We start from the raw sequence: 23401 nt of genomic DNA, 5'->3' as shown, positions 1-23401 counted from the left end.
TCCCGGTTCACAGCTGCTCGTCGATGAAGGCGAACAGTTCGTCGTCGGACGCGCCGGCCAGCCGGTCGGCGACGTGTTCCTCCTCCGGCCGGGCGTGGTCCAGTTCCAGCAGCACCTCGCGCAGGCGCCTCGCCAGCACGTCGCGCCTGATGTCCGTGCCGGACATGCCCGCCACGGCCGCCGCCAGCGCGTCGGCGGTGCGCAACGCCTCGTCGCCCGCCAGTTCGTGGTCGCGGCCACCGAGCAGGTCCGCCAGGTGCCGGGCGAGCGCGCGAGGTGTCGAGTGGTCGAACACGACGGTGGACGGCAGCCGCAGCCCGGTGATCGCCGCCAGCCGGTTGCGCAGCTCGACGGCCGAGAGCGAGTCGAACCCCGCGCCCCTGAACTCCGCGCCGGCCGCGACGGCCAGCGGGTCGCCGTGCCCCAACGAGGCGGACGCTTCCGCTCGCACCAGCCGTTCCAGGTCCCGCACGTCCGTCGGAACGGCCGTCGCCGGACGCCTCGTCGTGGTGCCCGCCAACTCGCGCAGCAGCCACGGCGCCGGTTCCCCGGCGACCGCGGACCGGCGCAGCGCGGCCAGGTCGAGCCGCGCGGCCACGACCACCGGCCGTTGCCCGCGCGCGGCCGCGTCGAACAACGCGAGCCCCTCGCCCGTCGTCAGGGGCACGAACCCGCTGCGGGACAGGCGGTGCAGGTCCGGTGCGGCGAGCCGGGACGCCATGCCGTCGCCCCACACGCCCCACGCGAGCGAGACCGCGGGCAGTCCGGCCACCGCACGACGGCACGCCAGCGCGTCCAGCGCCGCGTTCGCCGCCGAGTAGAACGACTGCCCCGCGTTGCCGACGATCCCCCCGGCGGCGGAGAACAGCACGAAGGTCGACACCGGTGAGTCCGCCGTGAGCTCGTGCAGGTTGAACGCGCCGTCGACCTTGGGGAGCAGCACCCGGTCGAGGGCGGCGGGGTCCGCTGTCGTCACCGGTCCGTCCTCGACGACACCCGCCGCGTGCACGACCGTGGTCACCGGCTTCCTCACCGCCGCCAGCACCTCGGCGAGCCCGGCGCGATCAGCGGCGTCGCAGCGGACCACCGACGCGTCGGCCCCGAGGGCGGCCAGGTCCGCGACCAGGGACTCGCCTCCGCCGGTCCGGCTCAGCAGCACGAGGTCCCGCACGCCGTGCTCGGTGACGAGGTGCCGGGCGACGGCCGAGCCGAGCGCGCCGGTGCCGCCGGAGATCACCGCCGTGCCGCCGGGGTCCACCGGGGTTGCCGGTGCGGCGGGCGCCACCGCGAGCGACGGGACCAGTGCCACGCCCTCCCGCAGCGCCACCTGGTCCGGCAGCTCCGACGACAGGAGGGCGAGCGAGGCCTCCGTTCCGTCGTGGTCGGCCAGCACGATCCGGCCGGGGTGCTCGGTCTGCGCGGACCGCACCAGACCCCACACCGCGGCCCCCGCGAGGTCCACCACGTCCTCGCCGGCGACGGAGACGGCCCGTTCGGTCACGACCACGAGGCGGGCGTCGTGCCGTGGTGCCTCCAACCACTCCCGCAGCCTCGCGAACACCTCCGCGACCGCCTCCCGGACACGTCCGGCGTCCACTTCGGGACAGCGCGGCGCCACCAGCACGTCGGTCGCCCCGCCACCGCTCAGTCCGGTGGCCGACCAGGTCACCTCGTACAGCGGCGGCACGTTCGCCCGGTGGGGCAGCAGCACGACGGAGTCCACCGCGCACACCAGCCGCGACTCGCGATCGACAGCGGTCAGCGAGACGGCGGACGGACCGGTGCGCCGCACCCGCACCCGCAGCGGACCTTCGCTCCCGCCGTTCAGGGTCACGCCCTCCCAGCCGAACGGGAGCAGCGGCGCGTCCCCGATCAGGTCGAACCACGGTTGCAGCGCGGCGTCCAGCACCGCGGGGTGCACCAGGTGGGAGTCCCCCTGCCGCGGAGATACCTCCGCGAACACCTCGTCGGCGGTGTGCCACAGTCCGGCGACACCGGTGAACGCGGGACCGTAGTCGTACCCCGCGGCCGCGAACCGCCGGTACAGCGAGTCCGGTTCGGCCGCGTGTGCGCCGGGTGGCGGCCACACCTCCGCCCACCGCGTGTCGGCGGGCTCCGCCGCGCCGGGTTCGACCCGGGCGACCGCGTGGCGGACCCAGTCGTCGCCGGTGCCGGAGTGGACGGTCAGTTCCCGTTGCGCGTCGACCACCACCTGCAACCGCACCCCGCCCTCCCCGGGCACCACCAGCGGTGCTTCCAGCGTCAGCTCGGCGATGCGCGGTGCTCCCGCCGACGCCGCGGCGAACGCGGCCATCTCGACCACGGCCGTGCCGGGCACCAGGATCGCGCCGCCGACCGCGTGGTCCGCGAGCCACGGGTGCGTGCTCAGGGCCAGTGCGCCCAGGCAGAGCCGGGAACCGTCGGCCAGCGTCGTCGTCGTGGTCAGGAACGGGTGCTCCGCGCGATCCCGGCGGGCCCGCCGGGCCGGTGCCCAGTAGCGCTGCCGCTGGAACGGGGTCGTCGGCAGGTCCGCGACGCCGTCGCCGGTGCCGTCGAACACCGCCGCCCAGTCCACCGGCGCACCGCGGACGTACGCGGTCGCGACGGCGGCGAGCGCCGTGGACGTGGCAGGCGTGCCAGGCCGGTGCGCGGGCACCGCGACCACGTCCGGGCAGTCGTCGAGGCACCGGCTCACCAACCCGCTGAGCACCGGCGCCGGTCCGGTCTCGACGAACGTGCTGACGCCGTGGGCGAAAGCCGCCCGCACGCCCGCGTGGAAGCGGACGGGTTCACGGACGTGCCGCACCCAGTAGTCGGCGCGGGAGAGCTCGGCGCGCCCGGCGATCCGGCCCGTCACGTTCGACACCACGGCGATCTCCGCGGGCCGGTAGTCCAGCCGCTCGGCGACCGCGCGGAACTCGCCGAGCATCCCGTCCACGTCCGGGGAGTGGAAGGCGTGGCTCACCTTGAGCCGCCGCACGGACCTGCTGGGGAACTCCCGCGCCACGGCCTCGGCGGCGTCCGCGCGGCCGGAGATCACGACGGCGCCGGGGGCGTTCACGGCCGCGAGGGACAGCTCGTGCTCCCGGCCCGCGAGCTTCGCGGCGACCTCGTCCTCACCGGCGGCCAGCGCGATCATCACGCCGCCCTCGGGCATGGCCTGCATGAGACGGCCCCTGGCGGCGATCAGCGCACACGCGTCGCGCAGGTCGAACACACCGGCGACGTGCGCGGCGGCGATCTCGCCGACGGAGTGGCCGAGCACGACCTCGGGACGCACGCCCCAGTGGCCGAGCAGGCGCGCCGTCGCGACCTCGACCGCGAACAGGGCGGGCTGGGCGTACTCGGTGCGGTCCAGCAGGTCCGCCTCCGGTGTGCCCGGCGCGGCGAACAGCACGGTGCGCAACGACCGGTCCAGCAGCGGGTCGCACCACTCCGCGACCTCGTCCAGGGCCCGCGCGAACACCGGCAGTTCCTCGTACAGCTCGCTCGCCATGCCCGCGCGCTGGCTGCCCTGGCCGGTGAACAGCAGGCCCAGCGACGGATCGGCGAGCGCCTCACCGCTGATCGCCCCGGACCGCGCCGCACCCAGCGCCTCGATCCCGCGTGCGGTGTCGCGCACGAGCACGACCTCGCGGTGCCGTCCTCCGCCGCGCGAGACCGCGAGGGAACGACCGACGTCGTGCGCGTCCACGTCGGCGTCGAGGTGGGCGGCGAGACCGCTCTTCCGGTCCGCCAGCGCCTTCTCCGTGTGACCGGAGAGCACCCACGGCACGACGGGCAGCAGTCGTCGCGGTGCTGTCCTGGTGGCGGGTTCCGGAGCTTCTTCGAGGACGACGTGCGCGTTGGTGCCGCTGACGCCGAACGCCGACACCCCTGCCCGGCGCGGCCCGTCCTGGTCCCGCCACTTCCGCGCGGAGCGCAGCAGTTCGACCGAGCCGCTCGACCAGTCCACGACCGACGTCGGCCGGTCCACGTGCAACGTCCTGGGCAACACGCCGTTCCGCAGCGCCAGCACCATCTTGATCACACCGGCCACCCCCGCAGCGGCCTGCGCGTGCCCGATGTTCGACTTCAACGAGCCCAACCACACCGGCCGATCACGTTGGCCGTAGGTCGCGAGGATCGCCTGGGCCTCGATGGGGTCGCCGAGTTTCGTGCCCGTGCCGTGCGCCTCCACGGCATCGACATCCGAGGTGGTCAATCCGGCATCGTCGAGCGCCGCGCGGATCACCCGCTCCTGCGACGGACCGTTCGGCGCGGTCAATCCGTTCGACGCGCCGTCCTGGTTCACCGCCGAACCCCGCACCACCGCCAGCACCTGGCGACCTTGTTCCACGGCATCGGCGAGTCGCATGAGCATCAGAACACCGACGCCCTCGGCCCAACCCGTGCCGTCGGCGTCGTCGGAGAAGGCCTTGCACCGACCATCGGCCGCCAGACCCCCCTGCCGGGCGAACTCCACGAAGATCCCCGGCTCGGCCATCACCGTCGCACCACCGGCCAACGCCGCATCGCACTCACCCGAACGCAACGCCCTCACAGCCAGGTGCAACGCCACCAACGACGACGAACACGCCGTGTCCACCGTGATCGCCGGACCCTCCAGGCCCAACACGTACGACAACCGACCCGACGCGACACTGACCGACGTCCCCGTCAGCACGTGTCCTTCCTGATCGGGATCCGCCTCGTGCATACGGGCCCCGTAGTCCTGGTGGGTCATGCCGACGTACACACCGGTGTTGCTGCCGCGCAACGACCTCGGATCGACCCCGGCCCGCTCGACCGCCTCCCACGCCACCTCCAGCAACAACCGCTGCTGCGGATCCATCGCCACCGCCTCACGCGGCGAAATCCCGAAGAACCCCGCATCGAACTCCCCCGCGTCATACAGGAAGCCACCGGCACCTTCGGCGTCCCAGCCGCGGTCGGACGGGAACGCGCCCACCGCGTCCCGCTCCGACACCAACAACTCCCACAACTCATCCGGCGCGGACACACCACCCGGCAACCGACACCCCATGCCGACCACCGCGATCGGCCCACCTCGCCCCGTCGTGACGGGAGAGCTCGCGACGGGCGCGGTCACGACGGGTGCGGTCGCGCCGATCCCCGCCAGCAGGTGCTCCGCCAAGGCCACCGGGGTCGGGTGGTCGAACACCGCGGTGGTCGGCAGCGGCAGCCCGGTGGCGGCCCGCAGCCTGGTGCGCAGCTCGACGGCGGTCAGCGAGTCGAACCCGGACGCGCGGAACGCCACGTCGGCCGGCACCGGTGCGCCGGGATCCAGCCGGAGCACCGCGGTCGCCTCGGTGCGGACCAGGTCCAGCACGCGCCGGCGGCGTTCGGCGTCGGTGAGGCCGGCCAGCGACTCCGCGAGCCTCGATTCCGGCCGCGCCGGTTGGTCCGCCGGGTGGAAGTCCTCGAACGCGGCGGTCTGCCCGGCGCGCGTCTGGAGGAACCTCGGCCAGTCGACGTCGGCGATCGTCACGCAGGTGTCGTCGCGGTCGAACGCGGCGGCCAGCGCGCTCATCGCCACGGCGGGGTCGAGCGGCACGACACCCTGTTCGAGGAACGTCCGTTGTCCCGCGCCGTGCGCCATCCCGGCGCCGGCCCAGGGCCCCCACGCGATCGACGTGGCGGGCAGTCCGGCGGCCCGCCGCTGTTCAGCGAGCTGGTCGAGCTCGGCGTTGGCCGCCGCGTAGGCCGCCTGACCGGCGTTGCCCCACACCCCGGTGATCGAGGAGAACAGCACGAACGCGTCCAGGTCCATCCCCTGCGTCAGTTCGTGCAGGTGACGGGCGGCATCCGACTTCGGGGCGGACGCGACGGCGAGGTCGTCCGGGGTCAGCGTCGCGAGCGTGCCGTCGGCCAACACCCCCGCCGCGTGGAAGAGCAGCCGCGGCCGGTGCTCCGCGAGCACCGCCGCCAGGTCGTCCCGGCACGTCACGTCGCAGGCCGCGAACGTGACAGCGGCCCCCAGCGCCTCGATCTCGGCCCGCAGCTCCGGTGCGCCCGGCGCCTCGCCTCCCCGCCTGCTGAGCAGCACGAGGTGGTCGGCGCCCGCTCCGGCGAGCCAGCGCGCGACCCGTGATCCCAGCGCGCCGGTGCCACCCGTGACGAGCGCTGTCCCACTGGGCCGCCGGCCTCGGCGCGCGCCGCCGGGTGCGCGCACGACCCGGCGGACCCGCGCGCCGTCCGGCGAGATCGCGACCTCGCGCTCGTGCGTGTTCGCCAGCGCGGAGACGAGCAGGTCGACCACCCGTTCGTCCGGGTCGGCGGGCAGTTCGACCACGCCGCCCCACCGGTCCGGCAGTTCGAGCTGCGCGATCCGGCCGATCGCCTGAACCCGTGCGTCTCGCGTGACCACCCACAAGCGGCAGTCGACGGCGAGCCCGGCCACCGCCCGCACCAGTTCCACCGCGGTCGCCGAGCCGTCCGGGAGCAGCGCGACCACGACCGCGCCCTCGGTGACGGCGCCGGCCAGCCGCTCGGCACGGAGCGGCAACCGCACGGCGTCCGCGCCGAGCTTCGCCATCAGCAGGTCCGCGCGGTCGTCCTCGTCGGCGAGCACCACCCACGGCCCGGAAGCGGTGGTCGCCGGGCAGTTCCACGGCCGCCACTCCACGCCGTACCGCAGGCCGTCCGGCGCCGCCGCCGCGCGCGCGGACCTGCGCCAGTACCGCGTGCGCTGGAACGCGTAGGTGGGCAGGTCCACCGCTGCGGCGCCGCTCCCCGCGTAGAACCGGGACCAGTCGACACCCAGTCCCCGCACCCAGCCCTCGGCCGCCGACCGGGCGAGGCGGTCCACGCCGCCGTCGTCGCGCCTGATCGAGCCGACCACGCACACCGCCTGGTCGGGCAGGGTGCGCTCCGCCGTCTGCTCGACGGCCGGCACCAGCACCGGGTGGCTGGACACCTCGACGAACGTGGTGAAGCCGTCGTGCATCATGCGGCGCATGGTCTCGTGGAAGCGAACCGGTTCCCTCAGGTTGCGGAACCAGTACTCGGCGCCGAAGTCCTCCCCCGCGCGCACGGCCGCGTCCACGGTGGAGTAGACCGGGCTGCCTGCCAGCGGCTCGATGCCTTCGAGCGCCCGCAGCAGGTCTTCACGGACCACGTCGACCTGATCGGTGTGCGAGGCGTAATCGACGGCGACGACCCGTGCGCGCACGTCCTGCCGGGCGCACTGCTCCACCAGTTCCCGCAGCGCCGCGGGATCACCGGCCACGACCGTCGAGCCGGGCCCGTTGACCACGGCGATCGCCAGCCGCGGCGCCCACGGCGCGATCAGCCCGGTGACGCGGTCCTCGGCGAGTTCGACCGCCGCCATCCCGCCCCGGCCGGCCAGCGCGGCGGTGATCAGCCGGGACCGGGCGGCGACGACGCGGGCGCCGTCCTCCAGCGACAGCACACCCGCGACGACGGCCGCGGCCACCTCGCCCTGGCTGTGCCCGACCACGGCGCCCGGGACGACGCCCCAGGCACGCCACACCTCGGCGAGCGACACCATCACCGCGAAGCTCAGGGGCTGCACGACGTCGGCGCGGTCCGCGCCTCCGCCGCGCAGCGCGTCCATGACAGGCCAGGGCACGTGTGGCTGGAGGGCTTCCGCGCACTCGGCGAGACGGGTGGCGAACACGGGCTCGGTGTCGAGCAGCGCCGCGGCCATCCCGGCCCACTGAGCCCCTTGGCCGGGAAACACGAACGCGGTGCGGCCGGTCGCCAGCACACCGTCGCCCCGCACGTCGAAATCAGGCCCGGAGAACCCGACCGCGCGGTGGGGAAGAGTGGCGCGGGCCGTCGCGAGGCGGGAGCCGACGTCCAGGGAGTCCTGGTCTCGCACCCACTCCGTCAACCGGTCGCGCTGCCCGTCCAGCGCCCGCGCGGTGTGGCCGGAGAGCACCCACGGCAGCACGTGGGGGCGGGTGCCCGTGCGCACCGCGGGCGTCTGCGCCATTTCCAGCACGACGTGCGCGTTCGTACCGCTGATGCCGAACGACGACACCGCCGCGCGCCGGGCCCCCGTCCACTTCCGCGCGGAGCGCAGCAGTTCGACCGAGCCGCTCGACCAGTCCACGACCGACGTCGGCCGGTCCACGTGCAACGTCCTGGGCAGCACGCCGTTCCGCAGCGCCAGCACCATCTTGATCACACCGGCCACCCCCGCAGCGGCCTGCGCGTGCCCGATGTTCGACTTCAGCGAGCCCAACCACACCGGCCGATCACGTTGGCCGTAGGTCGCCAGCAGGGCCTGGGCCTCGATCGGGTCACCGAGCCTCGTGCCCGTGCCGTGCGCCTCCACGGCATCGACGTCCGAGGTGGTCAATCCGGCATCGTCGAGCGCCGCGCGGATCACCCGCTCCTGCGACGGACCGTTCGGCGCGGTCAAGCCGTTCGACGCGCCGTCCTGGTTCACCGCCGAACCCCGCACCACGGCCAACACCTCACGCCCCTGCCGGAGAGCGTCCGGGAGTCGCATGAGCATCAGGACCCCGACTCCTTCGGCCCAACCCGTGCCGTCGGCGTCGTCGGAGAAGGCCTTGCACCGACCATCGGCCGCCAGACCCCCCTGCCGGGCGAACTCCACGAAGATCCCCGGCTCGGCCATCACCGTCGCACCACCGGCCAACGCCACGTCGCACTCCCCCGAACGCAACGCCCTCACAGCCAGGTGCAACGCCACCAACGACGACGAACACGCCGTGTCCACGGTGATCGCCGGACCCTCCAGGCCCAACACGTACGACAACCGACCCGACGCGACGCTGACCGAGGTCCCGGTCAACAGGTACCCCTCGCCGTCGGGGTCCGCTTCGTGCAGGCGCGGCCCGTACTCCTGCGCCATCAGCCCCAGGTAGACACCGGTGTTGCTGCCGCGCAACGACCTCGGATCGACCCCGGCCCGCTCGACCGCCTCCCACGCCACCTCCAGCAACAACCGCTGCTGCGGATCCATCGCCACCGCCTCACGCGGCGAAATCCCGAAGAACCCCGCGTCGAACTCCCCCGCGTCGTGCAGGAACCCGCCCACGGCGCCGGAATCCCAGCCGCGGTCGGACGGGAACGCGCCCACCGCGTCCCGCTCCGACACCAACAACTCCCACAACTCATCCGGCGTGGACACACCACCCGGCAACCGGCACCCCATGCCGACCACCGCGATCGGCCCACCGGTGCGCTCGACGGCGACGGGTGGCCGCACCACCTCACCGGACAGGGTCCTGGCGAGGTGCTCGACGAGCGCGGCGGGCGTCGGCCAGTCGTAGACGAGCGTCTCGGGCAGCTCCAGGCCGACGAGGTCGCCGAGCCCGGCGCGCAGGTCGGCGGCGGCGATCGAGTCGAGGCCCTGCTCCCCGAAGGTCACCTCGAAGTCCAGGGCGGGCGCCGCACCCCTCACCCCGGCGACCGCGTCGGCGACGAGCACCCGCAGCCGGTGCCTCAGCTCGGGACCGGTCAGTCCGCGCAGACCGGCGTCCGCGCGCGCGGCCCGCCGCGTTCCCAGCCCGTGCGACGTGCGCTGGAACGCGTACCCGGGCAGCCGCACCCGTCGCGCGCCGGTGCCCTCGAACAGCACCGACCAGCGCACCTCACCACCCCGGACCCAGACCTGGGCGGCCGCGCGCACCGGGTCGCCGCCCAGCGGCAGGAGGCACGAGTCCTGGCCGATCTCCCCTGCCCACACGGGTGCCGCGGACATCTCGAGGAAGGTGCGGACGCCCTCGGCGGCCAGGCGGGAGACGACGGCGGGACCGGGTGCGGACGGCACTCCGGCGGCCGCGGGCCCACCCGTCCCGTCCTCCGCGACAGCGAGCGCTCCCTCTTCCAGCGACATGGCCCCGGTCACCACCGCCACCGCGATCGGACACCCCACCACGGCGTCCGGCTCCGCTCCCCACGAACGCCACAGCGCGGCCAGCGACACCGCCGCGGCCCACCGGACCGCCCGGTCCTCCACACCGAGCAGGCCCAGGGCCCGCCCGCACTCCTCCCACCGGGCGGCGAACACCGGGAACAGCGCCACCAGCGCCTCGATCACCTCGGCGGGCCACGTGCCGGTGTCCGGGAACACCCAGGCGGTCCCGCCGGTGACAGGAGGTCCGGCGAACTCCTCGTCCCCCAGCAGGACGGCGCGGTGCGCGAACACCGTGCGCGTGGTCGCGAGCGTGTACCCCACGTCGGTGAGGTTCACGTCCGATCCGCGCAGCCGCGCCCACAGCCGGTCGCGCTGCTCGGTCAGCGACTCGACCGACTTCGCGGACAGCACGAGCGGCACCACGGGGAGGTCCGCGCGCTCACCCGGTTCCGCACGAGTCGCGCCGGCGAGCACGACGTGCGCGTTGGTGCCGCCCATGCCGAACGCCGACACACCGACCAGCCGCGGTCCCGCCAGTTCGGCGACGTCCGTCTGCACCCGCAAACCCAGTTCCGGCAGGGGGATGCGGTGGTTGGCCGCGCGGAAGTTCAGGCTCGGCGGCACCTCGCCGTGGTGCACGCACAGCGCCGCCTTGACGAGCCCGGCGATCCCGGCCGCGCCTTCGAGGTGCCCGATGTTGGTCTTGACCGAACCCACCCGCAGCGGTTCGGACCTGCCCTCCACCGCGCCGAGCACCGCTCCCAGGGCAGCCGCCTCCACCGGGTCGCCCGCCGGGGTGCCCGTGCCGTGCAGTTCGACGTACCGCACGTCCGCGGGATCGACGCGCGCCCGCTCGTACGCCTGCCTCAGCACGGCCTCCTGCGCGTCCTGGCTCGGCGTGGTCAGGCTGGGGCCACCGCCGTCGTTGTTGACGGCGCTGCCCCTGATCACCGCGTAGATCCGGTCGCCGTCCGCCTCGGCGTCGGCCAGCCGCTTGAGCACCACGGCGGCGCCGCCCTCGCCGCGGACGTAGCCGTTGGCGCGCTCGTCGAACGTGTAGCAGCGGCCGTCCGGCGACAGGACCCCCATGCGCCGCATCTGCTCCGTGCTGCCGGGGTCGAGAACCAGGTTCACGCCGGCCGCGATCGCCGTCGCGCACTCGCCGCGCACCAGGCTCTCCACGGCCACGTGCACGGCGACCAGTGACGACGACTGGGCGCTGTCGACCGTGAAGCTGGGGCCGCGCAGGCCGAGGAAGTACGACAGCCGGTTCGCCGCCACCGCCCGGTTGAGCCCGGCCGCCGTGTGACCGGTGACGGCGCCCGCGTCGCGCACCAGCGCCGGGAAGTCGTCGTTGGTCAGGCCGACGAACACGCCGGTCGCGGTGCCGGCCAGCCGGTCGGGCGCGACGCCCGCGTCCTCGATCGCCTCCCAGCCCAGTTCCAGCACCAGCCGCTGGCCGGGATCGGTGGCGGCTGCCTCCTGCGCGGACATGCCGAAGAAATCGGCGTCGAACGCGGTCACGTCGTCGAGCGCGCCCCTGACCGAGCCGTCGGGAGCCACGCCGATCGAGTGCCTCCCGTCGCGCAGCAGGCTCCAGAAACCGTCCAGGTCCGGCGCGCCCGGCAGGCGGCAGGACATGCCGACGACGGCGACGGCGTGCGTGTTCGGCACGGATTCCTCCCAGGTCGACGCCGAGACTCCGGCGGCACGTGCGACGTGCGGAAGCGGCAGGGGCCGGGCGGTACACTCGTCCGGCCATGCTGAACTCGGTCGTAGATCTCCTGCGCTGCCCCCACTGCCGGTCGCCGCTCACGAGGCAGGACCGCGCGCTGGTCTGCCCGCGCGGCCACAGCTTCGACATCGCCCGCCAGGGCTACGTCAGCCTGCTGGCCTCCCCGACGAAGTTCGCCGCCGACACCGCGCCGATGGTGCGGGCGCGCGACGCGTTCCTCGGCGCGGGCCACTACGACGCGATCGTGGACGGTCTCGTCCGGTTCGCCACGCGCTGGGCGGCCCCGTCGGGGTGCGTCGTCGACGTCGGCGGCGGCACCGGCTTCTACTCGGCGCGCGTGCTCGACGCGCTGCCCGGCCGCACCGGCATCGTGCTCGACATCTCGAAGTTCGCGGCCCGGCACGCGGCGTCCGCGCACGCCTCGATGGGCGCGGTGGTCGCCGACGCGTGGCAGCCGCTGCCGATCGAGACCGGCACGGCGGGGCTGGTGCTCGACGTGTTCGCCCCGCGCAACGGCCCGGAGCTGCACCGGATCCTGGCCCCGGAGGGCGCGCTGCTCGTCGTGGTGCCCCGCAAGGACCACCTCGGCGAACTCGTCGAGGGACTCGGCCTGATCGGCGTCGACGACGACAAGGCGGACCGGCTGGACCGGCAGCTCGCCGAGCGCTTCACCAGGGTCGACGCCGAGGACATCACGACAACGATGACACTGCCTCATGAGAGCGTCCGGACGTTGGTCGCCATGGGGCCCAACGCCTGGCACAGCGACGACAGCGCGATCAGCGAACGGCTGGAGGCGTTCGGCGACCCGATGACCGTGACCATGTCGGTCTCGCTCATCGCGTACCGCGCGCTGCCGCGCTGATCCCGGCCGACTCGGTCACCCAGCTCTCCAGCACCTCGCAGGCGACCTCGGTCCCCCGCTCGGCCCTGACCAGTCTGCCCAGCTCAGCGGCCTTGTCCGCCATCGCGGTGTCCTGCACCGCGCGCACCGTGCTGCGCACCAGGGCGTCGGCGTTCAACGTGCGGAACGGCACGGGCTCCGCCCCGGCGCCGACCTCGGCCAGCCGCTTCGCCCAGAACGGGTGGTCGGCGAAGACCGGCACGATCACCTGCGGCACACCGGCCCTGACCACCTCGGCGGTCGTGCCGAAGCCACCGTGGTGGATCACCGCGGCGGCGCGGGAGAACAGCCACCGGTAGTTCACGTCGTGCACCCGCAGCACGTCCCGGGGCAGGTCGTCGGCGGGACCGTCGACCACGACCAACCTGCGCCCGGCCGCGCGCGCGGCGGCGATGCCGTGCTCCAGCGACTCGCGCTGCCGGTGCAGCGACCACGTGCTGCCGTAGGTCAGCACGACCGGCGGCGGGCCCTCCGCCAGGAACGCCACCAGTTCCGGCGAGGGGTCCCAGTGCTCGTCGGTGAACCAGTACCCGGTGACGTGGCAGCGCTCCGCCCAGTCCGCCGGCTTCGGCAGCAGGCTCGGGCTGTACGGGTAGAGGTACGGCCTTTCCTTGCCCAGCCTGAGGAACGGCGACTCCTGCCCGAACTCGGGCAGCCCGAGCCTGCGCCGGTAGCCGTCGATCTCCGGCCTGCGCCAGAGCCACTCCTCCTGGGCGGCGCGGGCGTGCGTCAGCAGGTTGTAGACACCGGTGAGCGACCCGCACCGCCGCAGGTTCGACTCGACGGCGGGGAACGCGCTCGTCATCGTGTTGGGCCACCAGTTGGCCACGGCCCACGGCACGCCCGGCTCCCCGTAGGCGGCCGCGATGGCGAGCGGCGCGTAGACGATGGCGTCGACACCGCGGCCCGCCTCCGCGACCTGGTCGACCAGCCACTGGTCGTAGCCGTCCGGCGCGGGCGGGATGACCTCCAGCAGGTCCCGCATGAACGGGCTGCGCCGCAGGGACTCGATCACCTCCGGCATGGCGAAGAACCCGGCGGGGTCACCTGGCAGCATCCGGTACTCGAGCCCGGCCCTCTCCACGAGCGGGCGCAGCAGCTCGGGCGCGCCGAGCACCACCTCGTGGCCGCGGGCGCGCAACGCGGTGCCGAGCGAGACGAACGGCTGGACGTCACCCCGCGATCCGATGGTCAGCAGGGCTATGCGCATGCGATTCCCCTCGTCCGTCCCAGCACTCTGGTCCAGCCCTGGGCCATTCCCCTCACACGGCACCTCCTGAGGACGCGGCCACCAGGCTCGCGAAGTCGCGCGGGATCCAGCCGGGGATGCCGCTCTCGGCGTTGCGGCCCTTCTCGATGAAAGCCACGTTGTGGTAGACGTGCAGGCCGACCGCGTTGCCGTCCAGGTAGGACGGCTCACGGGTGGCGGCGTCGCCGCGTTCCCGGTGCTGGATCGCGTCGATCACCGACTTGAGCAGGCCGAGGCTGGTGCCGGAGGACTGCTCGGGGTCGGGGTTCCCGCCGAACCCGGGCCAGTAGGCGGTCCACATGTCCTCCACGACGTAGAGCCCGCCGGGCCGGACGTGGGGGAAGAGCGCCTGGAACGACGTGCGCACGTGGTCGTTGATGTGGCTGCCGTCGTCGATGACGATGTCGAACGGCCCGTGTTCCTCCGCGAGGGCGACCAGGAACTCCGCGTCGCTCTGGTCGCCCTGGAAGGTCCGGATGCGCAGTTCGTCCACATGGGACTTGTCCACGACGTCGAGCCCGTAGATCTGCCCGCGCGGGAAGAAGTGCTTCCACATGCGCAACGAGCCGCCGCCCCACTCGGGGTGGTGGTAGCCGCCGATGCCGATCTCCAGCACCTTGACCTGCTCGCCGCGGTAGTCGCGGAAGTGGCGGTCGTAGTGCGGCGTGAACCAGTGCAGCGAACCGAACTTCGGCGTCAGGTACCGCGAGGACAGGGCGCCGAGGTCCGGCTTCGCGGAATCGCACCCGGTGAGCACGGTCTCGGTGGCCTGCTGCGCGGCCAGGAAGTACGCGCCGATCTTCTCACCGGCCGACGCGTCCGCGGTCACGCCGGGGAACAGCGTCGTCCCCCGCACGCCCGCGTTCCGCTCGCGCAACGACCCGTACAGCGCCTGGGCCAGTTCGCGCAGCTCGTAGTCCACGCGCATCGCGGTGAACCCCTCGTCCGCGCCGACGACGCGCACCGGCCGGTCCCTGACCACGCCCAGGTGCCACGCGTGCTCCCGTTCGCCGTCCAGCACGGCCAGTTCCACCAGCACCGGCGCCTCGTTCACCGGTGGCGGGCACCGGGAGACGACCTCCTCGACCAGCAGCCTCGCGATCAGCGCGCTGTCGTGGGCGGCCAGCAGCCCGGCCCAGTCCCCGTCGTTGCCGCCGCTCGCGCGGACGACGTCGGTGACGAGCCCGTCCGGAAGATCAACCTTGGGAGACACTGATCGCCTTTCCTCGTGGTGAGCGGTCGGCAGCCGTGCTGTCGCGGAACCAGCGGACCGTCTCGACGAGTCCCTCGCGCAGGCTGAGCGGGCGGAAGCTGATGAGGTCGTGCAGCCGGGACGTGTCCATCACCTGGCTCGCGGCACCGCCCGGCCGCGCGGGGTCGACGCGGACGCGCTCGTGCCTCCCGGTGACCGCCGCGATCTGCCGCGCCAGTTCCAGCATCGAGATCTCGCCGGTGGTCGCCACGTTCAGCGCCGGGTACCGGCCGGACTCGACCAGTTCCAGCGACGCCCGCACCAGGTCGGTGACGTAGACGAACGACCTGGTCTGGCTTCCGTCGCCCCAGATCTCGATCTCCTCGCCGGACTCCAGCCTGCTGATCATCGCCGGGATGACGCGGCTGCGCGTGCCACCGAAGCTGTCCCTGGGCCCGAACACGTTCGTCGGCCGCACCAGGTGGACGCGCGTGCCGTACTGCTGCTGGAACTGCTCCGCCAGCACCTCGCCGAAGATCTTCGACAGCACGTAGCCGTTGTCGGAGGCCTGCAAACTGCGCCGGGTGGCCTGCTCCTCGGTGACCGGGACGGGACCGTGGCCCGCGAGCGCCTCCGACGAGCTGAGCAGGACCAGGCGCGCCACGCCGAAGTCCCGCACGCAGCCGAGCAGGTTCGAGGTGGTGCGCAGGTTCGTGTCGAGGATCTCCGCGGAGTGCGTGCGCTTGAACGACGCGTTGCCGTCGAGCGCCGCGCAGTGCACCACGGCGTCGATTCCCGGTGCGAAGTGGCGGAAGGCGAATCGCAGTTCGGCGTGGTCGAGCAGGTCGACGCCGAACAGGCTCACCCCCGGCAGCGCGCCGAGGTCCTCCTCCAGTTCCGGCTTGGACGACCGGTGCAGCCCCAGCACGGTCGCGCCGGAGGCCGCCAGCTGCTCGACGAAGTGCGAGCCGATGAACCCGAGCGCACCGGTGACGAGCACCGTCTTCCCCGTCCACGAGTCACCGGCCATCGTTGTCCTCCGCTTCGTGCGAGGGGATCGGGGTCACCACGTGACGAGGAGTTCGTCGAGCCCGAAGATCACGGACGTGGTCTTGACGGACAGGTCGCCGGGCTCGCCGGCCAGGCGCAACCCGGGCAGCCTCTCGATCAGCGAGCCGAGGGTGACCTCCAGTTCGAGGCGGGCGAGGTGCTGGCCGAGGCACTGGTGGGGGCCGAAGCCGAACGCCACGTGCGGGTTCGACCGCCGGTGGAGGTCGAACGCGGCGGGGTCGGCGAAGACCGAGTCGTCGTGGTTGCTCGACGCCAGCAGCATGATCAGGCCGTCGCCGGCGCGCACCAGGCGCCCGTCGACCTCGATGTCCTCGGTCGCCACCCGGCGCAGGCCGTCGGCGATGGTGTGCAACCGCAGCAGCTCGTCCACCGCGTCCGGCATGAGTTCCGGCCGTGCCCGCAGGGTGGCGAGGGCGTCGGGGTGGCGCAGGAGCGTCAGCGCGCCGAGGCCGACCATGTTCGCGCTGGTCTCGTGTCCCGCGGCGAGCAGCAGCACCGAGTTGTCGACCAGTTGGCGGTGGCTCAGCTCTCCCGTGTGCAGCCGTTGCCTGATCACGGTGCCGAGCAGTCCGTCGTCCGGCGCCGAGGTCTTGGCGGCGATCAGGCCGTCGAGGTAGCCGACGAGTTCGAGCAGCGCCTCCAGCGCGCCCTCGTCGTGCGGCTTCGAGGCCTTCTCGCTGCGTTCGTGGAAGAACTCCCTGTCCTCGTACGGCACCCCGAGGAGCTGGCAGATCACCTGCGTCGACATGGGCAGCGCCAGCTCGCGCACCAGGTCGACGGGCGGTGTCAGCGTCACGAGCCGGTCGAGGAGCTCCATCACGGTGCGCTCGATGCCCGCGCGCATCTCCCTGATCCGGCGCACCGAGAACTCGGAGATGAACATCCGCCGGATCGCCGTGTGACCGGGCGGATCCATCATGAGCATGGACAGGAACCCACCACCGCTGCCGTCCCCTTCGCCCTCGGACAGCCTGGGCAGCCGGGCCGGATCCACCGAGACCCTGGGGTCGGCCAGCAGCGCCCGCGCCTGCTCGTGCCTGGTCACCAGCCAGGTCCTGGTGCCGCCCCAGACCTTGGCGGGGACCAGGGGGGCGCTCCGGCGCAGATCCGCGTACTCGTCCGGCAGAGAAAGAGGACAGGTGCGCGGTATGGGCCAGTGCGAACCGGGATCAGGATTTCCACTTACTGCGGAGTCGTCAGGACCCACATTTCCCCCAGGGGCTGACATCAGCACAAAGAATGCATGAACAGCGACCTTCAGCAGGTATACACACGCCCCGCTCGATCACACAACCCGACTGTAATATGTATCACATCGAGAGTCAGGGCTTCCCATCCTCCCCTTTCCTGCTATGGTCGGTTGAAGTGGACGGGCCTTGGGGGCACAAGTCGCGACGCCATCCACAATTTTTTTCACCCTATTGCGCCAGGCGACATCACGGAGCGTCAAAGACGACGTCGCACGTGACCGGATCGGGGGCTTGCCAGTGAACTCAGCGAACACTTCGACCTGGCGGCCAAGAACTCGCAGTCACGTTCTCCGTGCACTCGCCCACTGCGGCCGACCACCGCGAACAGGTGTTCGCGGTGGGGATCGCCCCTCGTCAGCGGCCATCTCACCCCTCGGACCGGAGGTCATCTTGACGACGGGCACGACCACCCAGCCCGACCTCTACCTCGATCTGCTGAAGAAGACGGTGAGCAACCTCATTTACGAGGACCCCACGAACGTGGCGGGCTTCATCACCGAATCCTCTTTCACGAGAGAGGCCAGGCTCGCCGGCGAGGACTACCCCACCGTCGCCCACACGATGATCGGGTTGAAACGCCTCGACAACCTCCAGCACTGCCTGGAGACCGTGATTCGCGAGAACATACCCGGCGATTTCATCGAAACCGGCGTGTGGCGCGGTGGCGCGTGCATTTTCGCGCGCGGGCTGCTGAAAGCGCACGGTGTCACCGATCGCACGGTCTGGGTGGCCGACTCGTTCCAGGGATTTCCCGTGACGCGGCCGGACGACCACGCGCTGGACGTCGACATGGACCTGCACCAGTACAACGAGGCGGTCGACCTGCCCACCTCGATGGAATCGGTGCTGGAGAACTTCCGGCGCTACGACCTGCTCGACGACCAGGTCCGCTTCCTGCCCGGCTGGTTCGCCGACACCATGCCCACCGCCCCGGTCGAGCGGCTCGCGGTGATGCGGTTGGACGGCGACTCGTACGGCGCCACCACCACCGTGCTCGACCACCTCTACGCGCGGCTCGCCCCCGGCGGCTTCGCCATCATCGACGACTACTGCATCCCGGCCTGCCGTCAGGCGGTGCACGACTTCCGCGACCGCAACGGCGTCCACGAGGAGATCGTGATCATCGACCGGCAAGGCGCCTACTGGCGGCGCGCGAGCTGAGCACCACCCCGTCCCGCCAGAGAAGCACCGACCGGCCCGCCGAGGAGACGCGCGTTGGACCAGCAGACGAGACTGGCGCCGCAGATGAAGTACTACGAGGAGTTCGCCAGCGGAGAGATGCGCTGGCTGCCCTACCTGATGTTCTTCAGCAGGGCCGGCTACCGGTCCCCCGTGCTCACCACCGACTCCGGCGGTTTCCGGCCGACCGAGGCGGGCGGCGAGCGCTACTCGCTGTTGCAGGACCGGCCGGACGGCGAGGTGAGCGTGATGCTCGGCGCATCTCCCGCGTTCGGCTGGGGCGCCACGGGGGACGCGGCCACGATCACCTCGCTGCTCGCGGCCGTGCCCGGCCAGCCGAAGTGGCTCAACCTGGCGGCGTCCGCGTTCAACTCGACCCAGGAACTGCTGGTGTTCCTCCTGCACCGGCACCAGTTGCCGCGCATCCGCGACATCGTGGTCCTCGCCGGGCTCAACAACCTGGTGGTGGCCGGCCTGCCCGACGCGGCCTCCGACTACGGGCAGTTCTTCTTCTCCGGCGAGTTCTTCACCCAGCTCGGCAACCCGGACCTGAACAAGTACTACCGGCAACCCAAGTGGGCCGTGGGCAGGCTCGCGAAGCGGTTCGCGGGCGGCGCTCCCGAACCGGACAGGACGCTCGCCCCGCTCGCGCGTTCGGAGCTCGCCGCCGACATCCAGGCACGCGACCTCGACCGGCTGCTCGAACTGGCCGCGCCCACCGGCGCCAGGGTGCACTTCATGCTCCAGCCGACGGCGACGTGGACCGGCAAGACCCTGTCCGCCGAGGAGGAGGAGCTGATCGCCGAGGTGAACGTCGAGCGCGGCGCGCTCTGGACCATGTTCACCCCGATCCTGTCCGACGCGGTCCACCACGACTACCGCGACCGGCTGGCCGCCGCGTGCGCCACGCGGGGCATCTCGTTCCACGACGCCAGCGCGTTGCTGGGCGGCGACGAGTGGCTGTTCATCGACCAGGCGCACATCACCGACGAGGGCAACCGGCGACTGGCCGCGGCCATCCGGGCGACCACGGCGGCGGGAGGGGATTCCTGATGTGGCAGGCGATCAAGCGCTGGTTCCGCAGGCGCGGGCGCAAGCGCGGGAACGACAGCTCCATCTACCCGATGTTCTGAGCCGGTGACCGGGGGAAGAACGTGCGTGACACCGGCTACCGGGCCCTGCACGCCCAGGCGCTGGGCCCCGCACACACTGCGCTGCGCGGCGGACCTCGGCGCGGGTTGCCCGCCGGCGGACAGGGGCAGCCGGACCGGGAGGCGCTGCGGGAGCACCGGGTCGAGGAGGACGTGCCCGGCGCCCGGCTCGCCGCGGGCGACCAGGTCGAGACCTCCGGCTTCCGCCCGCCCGCCCGGCTGCTCGCGATGAGCGGGCTGCCGGACCTGTTCCGACCCGAACCGGCGGACGCGGACCTCTGCCGGCGGGCGACCGGTGTGCCGCCACCACCGCCCGCGACCGGCACGTCACCGCCCGACCCCGATCTCGGCCGGGCGCGCGCTCCCGGTGAGCCGGAGCCGCTCGACCTGTCGCTCACCGCGGCACGGGCGCGGCACGACCAGGGCGACCACGTGCCGCGCGGTTCCCGCTGGGCGGCGGGAGAACTCGCGCGGTGGTGCGACGAGCTCGCGCGGGAGACCACCGGGTTCCCCGCGCGGACCGGTTGTCCCCTGCTCGTCCACCTGCCGGTGCCGCCGCCGGTCGCCCTGCCGGTCCGGCTCTCCGCCGACCCGTTGCGCCGCCGCCGCACCTCCGCGAGCTACTGGTACGAGAGCACCCCCGCAACCAGAGGAGCACTCCGACCGTGACATCCGACCGCACGCGGCTGATCCGCGAGATGGTGCGCATCCGAGTGGTGGAGGAGGTGCTCGCCGACCACTACCGCGACGAACAGGAGATGCGGACCGCCATCCACTTCTCGATCGGCCAGGAGGCGACGGCGGTGGGGGTGCTCGCCGCGACGTCCGCACAGGACTGGGTGTACGCCGCGCACCGCACGCACGCCCCGTACCTGGCCAAGGGCGGCGACCTCACCGCGCTGGTCGCCGAGTTGTACGGCAGGGAGGCCGGGTGCTCGCACGGCAGGGGCGGGTCGATCCACCTCATCGACCAGTCGGTGGGGTTCGCCGGTTCCGGCGCGATCCTCGGCGAGATGATCTCGGTGGCGGTCGGCAGCGGCTGGGCGTTCGCCCTGCGCGGCGAGGCACGGGTCGCGCTGACGTTCTTCGGCGACGGCGCCACCGAGGAGGGCGTCTTCGCGGAGTCGCTGAACTTCGCCGCCGTGCACCGCGTGCCGGTGGTCTTCGTCTGCGAGAACAACCTGTACTCGATCTCGTCCCCGCTCGCGACCCGTCAGCCGGCGGGCACGTCCGTCCGCGGCAGGGCGGAGGCCGCGGGGGTGCCCGCGGTGGCCGTGGACGGCAACGACGTCTTCGCGGTGCACGCGGCGGCGCAGGACGCCGTGCGGCGGTGCCGGGAGGGCGGCGGGCCGGCGCTGCTCGAACTGTCCACCTACCGCTGGCGCGAACACGTCGGACCCGGCTGGGACCACCACCACGGCTACCGGTCCGCGCAGGAGATCGACGAGTGGGTGGAGAGGTGCCCCATCCGGCGGGCGGTCGCCTCCGTCCGCGCCGAGGAGCCGGGGATCGACGAGCTGGTGCGGCAGTGGGAGGGCGAGTCCCGCGACGAGATCAGCGCCGCCGTGGCGCACGCGAGGGCGTTGCCGTTCCCCGTGGTCGCCGACCTGCTGGACGGCGCGTACGCGGAGGTGGCCCGATGACCGGCGAGAGGGAGCAGGACGTGCGCGCGCTCACCTACTGGCAGGCCATCTCCGAGGCGACCGTGCAGTGCATGGCGGCCGACGAACGGGTGCTGGTCGTCGGCGAGGGCGTGGACGACTTCCGCGGCACCTACGGCACGACCAAGGAAGCCTTCCAGAGGTTCGGTCCCCGGCGCGTGGTCGACGTGCCGAACTCGGAGAACGCCACGGCGGGCATCGCGGTCGGCGCCGCGGTGGCGGGCTTGCGCCCCGTCGTCGTCCACACCAGGGCGGACTTCCTGTTCCTCGCCATGGACGCGCTGGTGAACCTGGCCGCGAAGTGGCGGTACATGTACGGCGGCGACAAGGGCGGCGCGCCGGTGGTCACCCGCGGCGTGGTGGGCCGCGGCTGGGGGCAGGGCGCCACCCACTCGCAGAGCCCGCACGCCACCTTCGGCCACTACGCGGGCCTGCACGTGGCGACCCCGGCGACCCCCGCGGACGCCAAGGGGCTGCTCGTCGCGGCGCTGACCGGCGACACGCCGGTGGTGCTGATCGAGAACCGGAGCCTGTACTCGCTGGAGGGCGAGGTGCCGGAGGCGATGACACCGGTGCCGTTCGGGGTCGGCAGGGTGGCGAGGCCCGGCACCGACGTCACGGTGGTGGCCGCCTCGCTGATGGTGCACGAGGCGCTGCGGGCCGCGGACCAGCTCGCCACCCACGGGGTGAGCGTCGAGGTCGTCGACGTGCGCAGCATCCGGCCGCTGGACGACGCGATCATCTGCGAGTCGGTCGCCAGGACCGGCCGGCTCGTGGTCGCCGACACGAGTTGGGCGCGGTACGGGTTCAGCGCCGAGGTGGCGGCCGTGGTGGCCGAGAACGTCCCGCAGGCCCTGCGCGCCCCCGTGCGCCGGGTGACGCCGCCGGACTGCCCGTCACCGGTCTCGTGGCCGCTGGAGGAGGCGTTCAACGCGGGCGCCACGCAGATCGTGCGGGCGTGCCTGGAGGTGTGCGAGGTGTCCGGTCCCGCTCTCCCCGCCCTGGAAGCCGTCACCGCGGGCTTCCAAGGTCCGTACTAGCCGTGCTGGCCCTGGTCACCGGCGCGTCCAGGGGCGTCGGCGCAGCGATCGCCGGGGCCCTGGCGGACACGCACGAGGTGCTGCTCGGCGGACGCGACGAGGCCGCGCTGCGCACCCGTGCGGCCGGATTGCGCGCCGCCAGGCCGTTCGTCGCGGACCTGACCGACCACACCGCCACCGCCGCGGCCGTCAGCGGGATCGACCGGCTCGACGTGCTGGTGCACAGCGCGGGCGTGGCGACGCTCGGCGCGGTCGCCGACACCTCCGCCGAGGTGTGGCGGACCACGATGGAGACCAACGTGATCGCGGTGGCGGAGTTGACCAGGCGACTCCTGCCCGCACTGCGCGCCGCGCGCGGCCACGTCGTCCTGGTCAACTCCACGGCGGGCCTCGACGCCCATCCGCGCTGTGGCGCCTACGCCGCGAGCAAGTTCGCGTTGCGAGCGTTCGCGGACGCGCTGCGGGGCGAGGAACCCACCCTGCGGGTGACCAGCGTGTACCCCGGCCGGGTGGACACCGACATGCAGCGGTCGATCCGCGCCCAGGAGGGTCTGGACTACGAGCCGGAGAACTACCTGCGGCCCGAATCGGTCGCGGCGGCGGTCGTCTCGGTGGTGACGGCCACCCCGGATGCGCACGTCCAGGACGTCGTGGTGCGAGCGGTGCCGCAGCGCGTGCGAGGAACGGCACCCGTTCGGGTTGTGCGGCACGGCGATGCTCGTGGATGACCCCGCCGGAACGCTCTTGCCGATCCGTGGGGTCCACCAGGCTCGGCGCGTGACCAACGCGTTCGCGCTGCTACGCCTGCTGCCCATGAGCGATCGGGACAAGGACGAGGAAATCCGGGCGCTGCGGCACCAAACCACGATCCTGGAACGCCAACCGTCCGCGGCTCTCCCCTGACGACCGAGCGTTCCTCGCGGCACTGCTGCACCGACTGCCGGCCGCCACGCTTCGTCGGCTCCAACCGCTGACGGCACTGAGGCGGCACCGCAACCTCATCGCACGCCTCCACGCGATCAGGTCCCGCCCCAAGCGACCCGGCCGCCCACGAACCATCCGCTCGACCCGACTACCGGTGCTGCGCCTGGCACGCGAGAACCCCGCCCGGGG

General features: G+C 72.9%; 13 protein-coding genes. 8 read left to right on the top strand and 5 right to left on the bottom strand.

Annotated features, from left to right (window positions below):
- Positions 1-7: 7 nt before the first annotated feature.
- The gene (locus tag ABD223_RS24530; RefSeq protein WP_344038810.1) at positions 8-11530 is read right to left on the bottom strand and encodes an SDR family NAD(P)-dependent oxidoreductase; all 11523 of its coding nucleotides are present in this window, start codon (positions 11528-11530) and stop codon (positions 8-10) included.
- 86 nt (positions 11531-11616) lie between these two features.
- Here ABD223_RS24530 and ABD223_RS24525 point away from each other — a divergent pair, with 86 nt between their 5' ends.
- Positions 11617-12456 (top strand): putative RNA methyltransferase, encoded by an 840-nt coding sequence (locus ABD223_RS24525; RefSeq protein ID WP_344038809.1) that lies wholly within the window; start codon positions 11617-11619, stop codon positions 12454-12456.
- Here ABD223_RS24525 and ABD223_RS24520 read toward each other — a convergent pair.
- The 4 genes from ABD223_RS24520 to ABD223_RS24505 are packed head-to-tail and all read right to left on the bottom strand — an operon-like array spanning position 12428 to position 17052.
- Entirely contained in the window at positions 12428-13705 is a 1278-nt protein-coding gene (locus ABD223_RS24520; protein WP_344038808.1) for a glycosyltransferase, read from the bottom strand. The genes ABD223_RS24525 and ABD223_RS24520 overlap by 29 nt on opposite strands.
- A 52-nt stretch (positions 13706-13757) precedes the next feature.
- Complete coding sequence (locus ABD223_RS24515; protein ID WP_344038807.1) at positions 13758-14957, bottom strand: class I SAM-dependent methyltransferase; 1200 nt, start codon at positions 14955-14957, stop codon at positions 13758-13760.
- Positions 14941-15966, bottom strand: coding sequence for an NAD-dependent epimerase/dehydratase family protein (locus tag ABD223_RS24510; protein WP_344038806.1), 1026 nt, complete (start codon positions 15964-15966; stop codon positions 14941-14943). Before ABD223_RS24510 ends, ABD223_RS24515 begins: the two co-directional genes overlap by 17 nt.
- Before the next feature lie 33 nt (positions 15967-15999).
- Positions 16000-17052 carry a cytochrome P450 gene (locus tag ABD223_RS24505; protein WP_344038805.1) on the bottom strand — a complete coding sequence of 351 codons (1053 nt, stop codon included), beginning with the start codon at positions 17050-17052 and terminating at the stop codon, positions 16000-16002.
- Positions 17053-17647: 595 nt separating this feature from the next.
- On the opposite strand from ABD223_RS24505, the gene ABD223_RS24500 reads away from it, so the two are divergent.
- From ABD223_RS24500 to ABD223_RS24470, 7 genes are all read left to right on the top strand, one after another.
- On the top strand, positions 17648-18418 hold the full coding sequence (locus tag ABD223_RS24500) for a TylF/MycF/NovP-related O-methyltransferase (RefSeq protein ID WP_344038804.1): 771 nt from the start codon (positions 17648-17650) through the stop codon (positions 18416-18418).
- A 54-nt stretch (positions 18419-18472) separates the two neighbouring features.
- Complete coding sequence (locus tag ABD223_RS24495; RefSeq protein WP_344038803.1) at positions 18473-19489, top strand: IopA; 1017 nt, start codon at positions 18473-18475, stop codon at positions 19487-19489.
- Positions 19490-19590: 101 nt separating this feature from the next.
- Positions 19591-20256 (top strand): hypothetical protein, encoded by a 666-nt coding sequence (locus ABD223_RS24490; RefSeq protein WP_344038802.1) that lies wholly within the window; start codon positions 19591-19593, stop codon positions 20254-20256.
- On the top strand, positions 20253-21230 hold the full coding sequence (locus tag ABD223_RS24485; RefSeq protein ID WP_344038801.1) for a thiamine pyrophosphate-dependent dehydrogenase E1 component subunit alpha: 978 nt from the start codon (positions 20253-20255) through the stop codon (positions 21228-21230). The genes ABD223_RS24490 and ABD223_RS24485 overlap by 4 nt, the downstream gene beginning before the upstream one ends.
- A complete protein-coding gene (locus ABD223_RS24480; RefSeq protein ID WP_344038800.1) occupies positions 21227-22288 on the top strand; it encodes an alpha-ketoacid dehydrogenase subunit beta in 1062 nt (353 codons plus the stop codon). Before ABD223_RS24485 ends, ABD223_RS24480 begins: the two co-directional genes overlap by 4 nt.
- Before the next feature lie 2 nt (positions 22289-22290).
- Positions 22291-23016, top strand: a complete 726-nt coding sequence (locus ABD223_RS24475) for an SDR family oxidoreductase (RefSeq protein WP_344038799.1) — start codon at positions 22291-22293, stop codon at positions 23014-23016.
- Positions 23017-23065: 49 nt separating this feature from the next.
- Positions 23066-23191: a hypothetical protein gene (locus ABD223_RS24470; RefSeq protein WP_344038797.1), complete on the top strand. Its 126-nt coding sequence runs from the start codon at positions 23066-23068 to the stop codon at positions 23189-23191.
- The last annotated feature ends 210 nt before the right edge of the window (positions 23192-23401 follow it).

Source organism: Saccharothrix xinjiangensis, assembly GCF_039527585.1.
In the GTDB taxonomy this organism is placed as follows: domain Bacteria; phylum Actinomycetota; class Actinomycetes; order Mycobacteriales; family Pseudonocardiaceae; genus Actinosynnema; species Actinosynnema xinjiangensis.
This window is presented reverse-complemented; position numbering and strand designations above follow the sequence as displayed.